Origin of the sequence: Stutzerimonas stutzeri SDM-LAC, assembly GCF_000235745.1 — a bacterium.
Lineage (GTDB): Bacteria > Pseudomonadota > Gammaproteobacteria > Pseudomonadales > Pseudomonadaceae > Stutzerimonas > Stutzerimonas stutzeri_H.
Genome location: NZ_AGSX01000019.1, coordinates 66,816 through 75,291 on the forward strand (window position 1 = coordinate 66,816; position 8,476 = coordinate 75,291).

Annotated in this window: 11 protein-coding genes and 1 tRNA gene; 2 read left to right on the plus strand and 10 right to left on the minus strand. The window is 60.2% G+C overall.

Annotation, left to right across the window (positions count from 1 at the left end):
- Window positions 1-13: 13 nt before the first annotated feature.
- From PSTU_RS0102705 to PSTU_RS0102730, 6 genes are all read right to left on the minus strand, one after another.
- Complete coding sequence (locus tag PSTU_RS0102705; protein ID WP_019339505.1) at window positions 14-994, minus strand: glycosyl transferase family protein; 981 nt, start codon at window positions 992-994, stop codon at window positions 14-16.
- Entirely contained in the window at window positions 991-1,326 is a 336-nt protein-coding gene (locus PSTU_RS0102710; RefSeq protein WP_019339506.1) for a TusE/DsrC/DsvC family sulfur relay protein, read from the minus strand. Before PSTU_RS0102710 ends, PSTU_RS0102705 begins: the two co-directional genes overlap by 4 nt.
- Entirely contained in the window at window positions 1,323-1,625 is a 303-nt protein-coding gene (gene tusB / locus PSTU_RS0102715; protein WP_019339507.1) for a sulfurtransferase complex subunit TusB, read from the minus strand. The genes PSTU_RS0102710 and tusB overlap by 4 nt, the downstream gene beginning before the upstream one ends.
- The gene (gene tusC / locus PSTU_RS0102720; RefSeq protein WP_019339508.1) at window positions 1,625-1,984 is read right to left on the minus strand and encodes a sulfurtransferase complex subunit TusC; all 360 of its coding nucleotides are present in this window, start codon (window positions 1,982-1,984) and stop codon (window positions 1,625-1,627) included. The genes tusB and tusC overlap by 1 nt, the downstream gene beginning before the upstream one ends.
- Window positions 1,984-2,376, minus strand: a complete 393-nt coding sequence (gene tusD, locus PSTU_RS0102725; protein ID WP_019339509.1) for a sulfurtransferase complex subunit TusD — start codon at window positions 2,374-2,376, stop codon at window positions 1,984-1,986. The genes tusC and tusD overlap by 1 nt, the downstream gene beginning before the upstream one ends.
- Before the next feature lie 87 nt (window positions 2,377-2,463).
- Window positions 2,464-3,129: a Bax inhibitor-1/YccA family protein gene (locus tag PSTU_RS0102730; RefSeq protein ID WP_019339510.1), complete on the minus strand. Its 666-nt coding sequence runs from the start codon at window positions 3,127-3,129 to the stop codon at window positions 2,464-2,466.
- A 128-nt stretch (window positions 3,130-3,257) separates the two neighbouring features.
- Between PSTU_RS0102730 and PSTU_RS0102735 the strand changes: the two genes are divergently transcribed.
- Window positions 3,258-3,347: transfer RNA gene (locus PSTU_RS0102735), tRNA-Ser, on the plus strand.
- Between the two features lie 336 nt (window positions 3,348-3,683).
- Complete coding sequence (locus PSTU_RS0102740) at window positions 3,684-3,956, plus strand: DUF1652 domain-containing protein (protein ID WP_019339511.1); 273 nt, start codon at window positions 3,684-3,686, stop codon at window positions 3,954-3,956.
- A 271-nt stretch (window positions 3,957-4,227) separates the two neighbouring features.
- On the opposite strand, the gene PSTU_RS20350 is transcribed toward PSTU_RS0102740, so the two are convergent.
- From PSTU_RS20350 to PSTU_RS0102760, 4 genes are read right to left on the minus strand one after another with little or no spacing between them, the layout of a single operon-like run.
- Window positions 4,228-5,271 carry a peptide ABC transporter ATP-binding protein gene (locus PSTU_RS20350; RefSeq protein ID WP_051127841.1) on the minus strand — a complete coding sequence of 348 codons (1,044 nt, stop codon included), beginning with the start codon at window positions 5,269-5,271 and terminating at the stop codon, window positions 4,228-4,230.
- Window positions 5,261-6,289: an ABC transporter ATP-binding protein gene (locus PSTU_RS0102750; RefSeq protein ID WP_029404586.1), complete on the minus strand. Its 1,029-nt coding sequence runs from the start codon at window positions 6,287-6,289 to the stop codon at window positions 5,261-5,263. The genes PSTU_RS20350 and PSTU_RS0102750 overlap by 11 nt, the downstream gene beginning before the upstream one ends.
- 52 nt (window positions 6,290-6,341) lie before the next feature.
- Window positions 6,342-7,253 carry an ABC transporter permease subunit gene (locus PSTU_RS0102755; RefSeq protein WP_019339512.1) on the minus strand — a complete coding sequence of 304 codons (912 nt, stop codon included), beginning with the start codon at window positions 7,251-7,253 and terminating at the stop codon, window positions 6,342-6,344.
- Window positions 7,254-7,265: 12 nt separating this feature from the next.
- A complete protein-coding gene (locus tag PSTU_RS0102760) occupies window positions 7,266-8,276 on the minus strand; it encodes an ABC transporter permease subunit (protein WP_019339513.1) in 1,011 nt (336 codons plus the stop codon).
- Window positions 8,277-8,476: the final 200 nt, after the last annotated feature.

The window sequence follows — 8,476 nt, forward strand, 5'->3', positions numbered from 1 at the left end:
TCAAACCAATCGGTCAGATCGATAGATTGCGCTGCGCCCAGAACTCACGCGCCTGGGCGAACGCGGCGTCGCGCGGCTGTCCGAGGCCTCGCAGTGCTAGCGCCATGGTCGCAACGACCGCAAGTTCACCGTAGGCATCATCGGTGCCTTGCCAGACTGCAAGCAGGTGCTGCGGATCGAGTTGCGCTGGTTTGACGTGACGCTGCGGCGATAGAGCGGGCCAGTCTTCGTCCCAGGATTCGCCCGTCTGAGTGCCGTACAGGTGAGCAACACCGTCCGGGTTGACCTCGATTTCACCACCTTCGCCCTTGATCACGATTGAGGTGTCGCCCAATAACCGGCTGGCTTCCCGGTGATTGGCCTGATAGCCGGGATGGAAAATGCTCTGCAGACCGCAGCGAGCGCTTAATGGATTAAGGATTCGAGCCAGCGAATGGATCGGCGATCGCAGGCCGAGAATGTTGCGTTGGTCGATCATGTGCTGAAGCCTTGGCATCCACGCGCCGAGCGGCATGAACGCTAGATTGCCGCGCTCTAGCGCTGCACTAACCTCAGCCCAGCTCTCGCACTGGGGAATGTCCAACAACTCAAGCTGCTGTTCGGTATAGATGCGTCCTGCGGTATGCGCGCCACCGCCATGCATGAAGATCCGCACGCCGTTGCGTGCCAGGCATTTCGCCGCCAGCAGGTACCAGGGCAGATGGCGCTTCTTGCCGGCATAGGTGGGCCAGTCAATGTCCACCGCAATCGCTGGCGCGCTCAGCCGTTCACGCACGGCTTCGGTGAAGCCTGCGAGCTCTTCGGCGCTTTCCTCCTTGTGGCGCAGGAGCATGAGAAAGGCGCCGAGTTGGGTTTCCTCGGCCTTGCCGTCTAGCAACATGCCCATGGCTTCACGCGCCTCCTCACGGGTGAGGTCGCGCGCGCCGCGCTTGCCTTTGCCAAGAATACGAACGAAAACGGCGAACGGGTGTTCAGCGGGTGTTACCAGGCTCATATGCAGTTGCTCGGTTTCGGCAGGCCTGCCAGCTTTGCCGCAAGCTTGGCGGGGGTGCCCTTGAATAGACGGTTCAGGTGCATGCTGTTGCCCTTGTCCGGGCTGAGTTTCAGTGCCGTGTACTTGATCAACGGACGCGTCGCGGGCGACAGCTGAAACTCCTGATAGAACTCGCGCAGCAGGTGCAGAATCTCCCAGTGTTCGGCTTGGAGTTCGATTCCTTCCGCGTTCGACAGTGCTTCGGCGACGGGCTCGCTCCAGTCGTTGAGATCCACCAGAAAACCTTCCTGATCCACAGCGATCTGTGTGCCATTCACGTTCAAGGTTTTCATAGCCAGGAGTTGGTCCGCTCAAAGCGGCAGCAAAGCTCGACGAAGCCCTCATAGTCGACCTGTTGCAGGCGTGCTGGGAGGGCGCCAAGGCCGCGTGCAGCGACGTCTTCCTCCAGTGCGAACAGCCTGATGCTGTCTGGCATCAATTGCAGTGCCTGGCACTGAGCCGTGCCGTTTTGAAGGGCATACACCGCGTCGCCGCAAAGCAACAGCGCATCGTCGACGCCGAGCAGCCGGAGACAGCTAACCAGGCGGTCGTCGGAAAAAGGCGAGTGTGAAAGCAGGTGCAAGGTTGCCATCAGAGCGTGATCACATGGTCGTAGCGGTTAATGAGCGCGCCGAGGCCAGCGTCGTCCAGCAGCTCGACCGGAAGCGACAACGGTGTATCGTCCAAACCGCGCTCACCGAGGCTGCGCTTGGCCGCGTAAAGTGACTCGATGCCGAACATAGGCAATGCCTGCAGGTTGGCGGTCAGGTCCTTCTGCTCCAGCAGAGCAGCCTGTTGCGCAGGCACCAACTGAAACACGCCGTCATCCAGAAACAGCAGGCCGAGCGGCAGCTCGAACGCACCGCCGGCCAGAGCGATGTCCAGCGCCTCGCGTGCAGATGGTCCAGACCATGGTGATTGGCGAGTGATGATGAGCATCGAGCGAGCCATCAATGACCTCCAAAGCAGATGAGGCGATCGGCTTGCTGGCTGGCTTCGTGTAGTTGACCCAGGCCGGACAGCTCCCACCCTGCAGCCAGGTTCGCCGCCGGGCGCTGATAACGGTTTGCTTCCTGTTGATCCAGTACGCCGCGGCGCAGTCCGGCGGCGATGCAGACCACGCCATCCAGTCCGTAGTGGGTGATGAAGCGGGACCACTGTTCACTCAGGTTTAGCTCGTCCTGCGCAGCGACAATGTTGGCCGAAGCGCTATGCACACCGTCCTGGTAGAGGAACAGCCGAACGATCTCATGTCCGCTCGCCAGCGCGGCTTCCGCAAAGCGTAATGCACGTCGCGAAGCTGGGGAGTGGGCGGGGGAGAATAAGGCGATTGCGAACTTCATGGGCCACCGTTTCAGTACTGCCGGACATGATACGCGAGCTTTAGAAACGAAAAAGCCCGCCGAAGCGGGCTAAATCGAAGGGTGCTGTCAGTCGTCGCCCATGATCCCCATCAGCTGCAGGAGGCTGATGAACAGGTTATACAGCGAAACGTACAGGCCGATGGTGGCCATGATGTAGTTGCGCTCGCCGCCATGAATGATGGCGCTGGTCTGGTAGAGGATGCAGACCGAAGAGAACAAGACAAAGCCGGCGCTGATCGCCAGTTGCAGGCCGCTGATCTCGAAGAAGAAGCCCGCTACCATCGCGCCTAGCAGAACAAAGAACCCAGCGGTGATGAAGCCGCTGAGGAAGCTCATGTCCTTGCGGGTAATCAGCACGAACGCCGACAGGCCGAAGAACACCAGGGCAGTCATCGACAGCGCGGATGCAATCAGCTCACCACCGTTGGCGGTCCCCAGGTACATGTTGAGGATCGGCCCCAGCGTGTAGCCCATGAAACCGGTCAAGGCGAAGGTAGAAAGCAGACCCCACGCGGAGTTGCGTAGCTTGACCGTCAGGAAGAACAGGCCGTAGAAACCGACCAGCACCACGAAGATGTTTGGGTAGGCTGCATTGGCTTGCATCGCCATGTAGGCGACGAAAGCGCTGAAGCCCAAGGTGATGGCCAGAAGGCCGTATGTGTTGCGCAGAACGCGGCTGACTTCCTTCTGTTCAACCTGCGTGTGCGTAGATGCGTACTGTTGCTTGAGCATGGCGCCACTCCTGTAAATGTATTCAGCCTAAGGTGAATTGCTCCGGATCATAGCAGAGCTTTTGTTTCGTCCTAACATCAGTGTTTGACAGTGTGTTTCGTTCGGGTACTATTGCGCCCGCTCTCTGCGGAGGAGTGGCAGAGCGGTTGAATGCAACGGTCTTGAAAACCGTCGAAGGGGAAACTCTTCCGTGAGTTCGAATCTCACCTCCTCCGCCATATCGCGAACTGAAGGCTCCGGATTCCGGGGCCTTCAGCGTTTCTGACGTCTGAAATCGGCTCTCTGTATGGTCCCGGTTTCTCCAGACGTTGGGGAACATCAGGCTAAACCAGGCGCCGTCAGAGCGATTCACGGCATTTTCACCTGTTCCAGCTCGTGGGTTTTAGTGCTGGGTTAACCGTTCGGGCTGGCAGGGATTGCTTGGCGCTGGCGTGGTCGTCATGCGAAAGCGATTTATGTGACCCAGCGCGGGGATGTGAGGTTGTTTGCAGTCTTTGATGGGCTGCGGTTGTGCTTAGCGATTAAATTTCCGTGCAGACAAAAGGAATTGTCAGATGATCCGGATAAGACTGCCCGAGGCTTTGGTACTCGTGCGGGAACACTTCAAGCCATTGTTGTTCACGGCCACTATGGACTCTCCGCAGACCATCCAGGCGATGCTGCTGGATGAGCTGACAGGAGAGTCATTGGTCTTGACCGGACTCCCCTGCGGCGTATCGGTTTCTCGTGCGCAGTTGTCAGGGTTGATCAACGTAATCGAGCTCGATGTCATTGCATTACGACCGGCGTTGCTCGAGCGCTTGGATGAACGGCAGATGGCCATTTAGTTGAACGCCCTATATGTGCCGATCAGATAGGCGATGCCGACTCGGCCATATCGACATGAACAGTCCCGTATCTGGCCTTTAAGGCAGTGTAAGAACGACCGCGCTTGGTCATGCTGCGTTAAGGCGCGTCGGTAGCGATCTCCGCCAAAAGCGCTCATCCAAAGCGCCTAAACTGCGGCTTTTCATCGGTTTTGCGGGTGAGTCCAGGCGTAATGGCCTTTGGCCCGCCACGTCTTCACGCTGCCATTCCAGCGTTGTTCTTCGTTTGGGTTCAAGAGGTGACTAGTGGGCTTGACCCATAGCAGGCTACCGAAGCGACCCGTGAAGACCCTCCGACCTCCTCGGCGTAGTGGCACGCTACCAATCTGTCGTCCAAGGCGCGGAATGCGGGTACTTCGATGCTGCATCGTTCGGTGGCGTGCGGGCAGCGGGTGTGGAAAACGCAACCCGTTGGCGGATCGAGTGGGTTGGGCAATTCACCACTGGCGCGGATCTTCGGTCTTGTCGGGTCCGGGCGGATGCTCGGTGTCGCGGCCAACAATACTTGGGTGTAGGGGTGCAGCGGACGGGTGTAGATCAGCTCGGCAGGTCCCATTTCCATCGGGCTACCGAAGTACATCACCAGCACCTTGTCTGCAACGTGGCGGACGACGGCAAGGTCGTGAGAAATAAACACATAGCCGGCGTTGAACTGCTCTTGCAGGTCCATGAACAGGTTCAGCACCTGCGCCTGAATCGATACGTCGAGCGCGGAGGTGGGCTCGTCCGCTATGAGTACCTTGGGGTTCAACATCATTGCACGCGCCAGGGCGATGCGTTGGCGCTGACCGCCGGAGAACATATGCGGATAGCGCTGGTAGTGCTCCGGTCGCAATCCGACCTGCTGCATCATCGCCTGCACACGCTCACGGCGTTCGCTACGTGACAGCCCGGTGTTGATGACCAGGGGTTCGCCCAGCTGATCACCAATCTTCTGTCGCGGGTTCAGCGAGGCGTAGGGATTCTGGAATACCATCTGCACGTCACGGCGCAGCTGTTTACGCTGGGCCTTGTCGGCGCCTGCAACTTCCTGCCCGGCAATCTGCAGCGAACCGGAAGTGGGCTCCTCGATGAGCGTCAATGCCCGCGCCAGCGTGGACTTACCGCAGCCGGATTCGCCGACCACGGCCAGGGTTTCGCCGGCAGCCAGTTCGAACGACACGCCGTTAAGTGCGCGTACGGTGGCATTTGGTTTGAATAGCCCGCGTGAAATCTCGTAATGGCGGGTCAGCTCACGTGCGGACAGCACGCTGCCTGTCGATGCCTCAATAGACATGGTGTTCTCCGGGTAGCTGGCTCGGGCGTTGCGCGTCCCGCAGCACCTCTGGTGCTTCGTTTGGTGTCATGTTGCGCGGGAAAAAGCAGCGCACTTCGCCGCGGTCGTAGGGTTCGAGCGCCGGTCGCTCAGCACAGCGTGGCTGGGCATAAGGGCAGCGTGGCGACAGCAGGCAGCCGGCTGGACGGTCGTATCGGCCGGGTACGATGCCTGGCAAGGTTGCAAGTCGCCGGCTATCGGAGTGCTCCGGGATGGAGGACAGCAGAGCCTCGGTATAAGGATGAGCCGGCGCGTCGAACAGCTGCGGCACCTGACCGGTCTCCACTGCCTGGCCGGCGTACATCACGCAGACGCGTTGGGCGGTTTCGGCCACCACGGCCAGATCGTGGGTGATAAGAATCAGCGCCATATTCTGATCGTGCTGCAAGCTCAGCAGCAGCTCCATGATCTGTGCCTGAATAGTCACGTCGAGCGCTGTGGTGGGCTCGTCCGCGATCAGCAGTTGTGGCTCGCCAGCAATGGCCATGGCGATGGCGACCCGCTGGCTCATGCCGCCGGAGAGCTGATGTGGATAGGCATCGAGGCGGCTGGCCGCGCCGGGAATTTCCACTCGTTCAAGCAATTCGAGCGCGCGCTGCTGAGCTGCTTTGCCCTTGAGCCCGAGGTGCTGGCGCAGCACTTCTTCGATCTGAAACCCCACCGTGTAGCTGGGGTTGAGTGCGGTCATCGGGTCCTGGAACACCATGGCCAGGTCCTTGCCGATCAAGCGGCGACGCTGGCGTCCCTTGAGGGTCAGCAGGTCCCGATCGGCAAACCGAAGGTGATCAGCCGCAACCTTGCCCGGCGCGTCGATCAGGCCCATCAAGGCCATCATGGTGACGGATTTTCCGGAACCGGACTCGCCAACGATGGCCAGCACTTCGCCTCGGTCGACGCTGAGGTTGAGGCCGTCGACCACCGGCGGCGCGCCGTCGTCTCCAAAACGTACCGAGAGATTCCGAATTTCGAGGAGGCTCATGGACGATTCTCCTGCATACGCACTGATTTTGAGTCGCGCATCAATGAACTCCTTATGCGGCGTTCTTCAGCTTCGGATCCAGCGCATCGCGCAGGCCATCGCCGAGCAGGTTGATCGCCAATACACTGAGCAGGATCGCCAAGCCGGGCAGCGAAACTACCCACCAGGCGCGCTCGATATAGTCCCGCGCCGAGGCCAGCATGGTTCCCCATTCAGGGGTCGGCGGCTGCACGCCCAAGCCGAGAAAGCCCAGCGCCGCAGCGTCCAGGATGGCCGAGGAGAAACTCAGCGTGGCTTGCACGATCAGGGGCGCCATGCAGTTCGGCAGTACGCTTATGAACATCAGCCGGAGCGTGCCGGCGCCCGCCAGCCGGGACGCGGTCACGTAGTCGCGGTTGAGCTCGGTCATCACCGCCGCACGGGTCAGGCGCACGTAGGCAGGCAGCGACACGATGGCGATGGCGAAGATGGTGTTGATCAGGCCTGGGCCGAGTATCGCTACGATGGCAACCGCCAGCAGAAGCGAAGGCAGGGCGAGCATGATGTCCATCGAACGCATGATGAACGGGCCCATTCCGGTGGGGGAGAATCCAGCCATCAGCCCCAGCAGAATGCCGGGCACCAGCGAGAAGATGACCGAGGCCAGGCCGATAAGCAGCGACAGGCGCGCGCCATGAATCAGGCGAGACAGCATGTCCCGCCCAAGTTCGTCGGTGCCCAGTAGAAACTGGGACGTACCGCCCTCTTGCCAGACGGGAGGTGTCAGCAGGAAATCCCGGAACTGCTCGGTGGGGTTGTAGGGTGCCAGAGCCGAGGCGAACAAGGCGCAGACCACCAACAGCACCATGAAAGCCAGGCCACCTAGCGCGCCCTTGTTGCGTTTGAATGCACTCCAGAACTCTCGGAGCGGCGATGGGTAATAGGTCATCGGCTCGGCGGCCGGCAGGGTTTCAATGCTGCTCATCGTCTGGCCTCCTTAGCGTTGGTGACGAATACGGGGATTGGCCAGACCGTAGAGAATGTCCACGGTGAAATTGACCAGAATGACCAGACAGGCGACCAGCAGAATGCCGTTCTGCACCACCGGGTAGTCCCGCGCGCCGATGGATTCGATCAGCCACTTGCCGATCCCCGGCCAGGAGAAAATCGTCTCGGTCAGCACCGCTCCGGCCAGTAGCGTGCCGATCTGCAGGCCGAATACGGTGAGGACGGGGATCAGGGCGTTGCGCAAGCCATGAACGAACACCACACGGTTCGGCGACAGGCCTTTCGCGCGAGCCGTGCGGACATAATCTTCGCGCAACACTTCGAGCATCGCCGAGCGGGTCATGCGCGCAATCACGGCCAGGGGGATAGTCGCGAGCACAATCGCTGGCAGAATCATGTGGTGAAGGGCGTCCAGAAACGCGCCTTCTTCATCGCTGAGCAAGCTGTCGATCAGCATGAAGCCGGTAACAGGCGGTATGTCGTACAGCAGGTCGATACGCCCAGATACGGGCGTCCAGCCGAGGCCGACGGAGAAGAACATGATGAGGATCAGCCCCCACCAGAAAATGGGCATCGAATAGCCGACCAGCGAGACGCCCATTACGCCATGGTCGAACAGCGAGCCGCGTTTAAGCGCTGCGATCACGCCGGCCAGCACGCCAAGGGTGCCGGCAATGATCAGCGCGGCGAGCGCCAATTCGAGGGTTGCGGGGAACAGCGTGGTGAATTCTTTCCAGACGCTGGTGCGGGTGCGCAATGACTCGCCCAGATCGCCCTGGGCCAGGTTACCGATGTAATCCAGGTACTGCATATACAGCGGTTTGTTCAGGCCGAGGCGCTCCATGGCCTGGGCGTGCATTTCCGGATCGACCTTGCGCTCGCCCATCATCACTTCCACCGGGTCGCCGGGGATCATGCGAATCAGAGCGAAGGTCAGCAGGGTGATGCCGAAAAAGGTCGGAATCAGCAAACCCACTCTGCGGGCAATGAAGCTGAACATCGTGGAGAAACTCCTGGTAAAGCCTTGCATGATCGATGTACGACCAAGGCGATTACGAATCGGCGTAGAGGACCGGAAGCCGCATGGTTGCAAACACCATTGCCAAATTGCGGTCCTGCGAGCGAGGCATGCAGAGTTGACGCCCCGGCAAGCACATGGCTTGCCGGGGGCCTGTCATCGTCAGCGCTTGTTTTCTACAC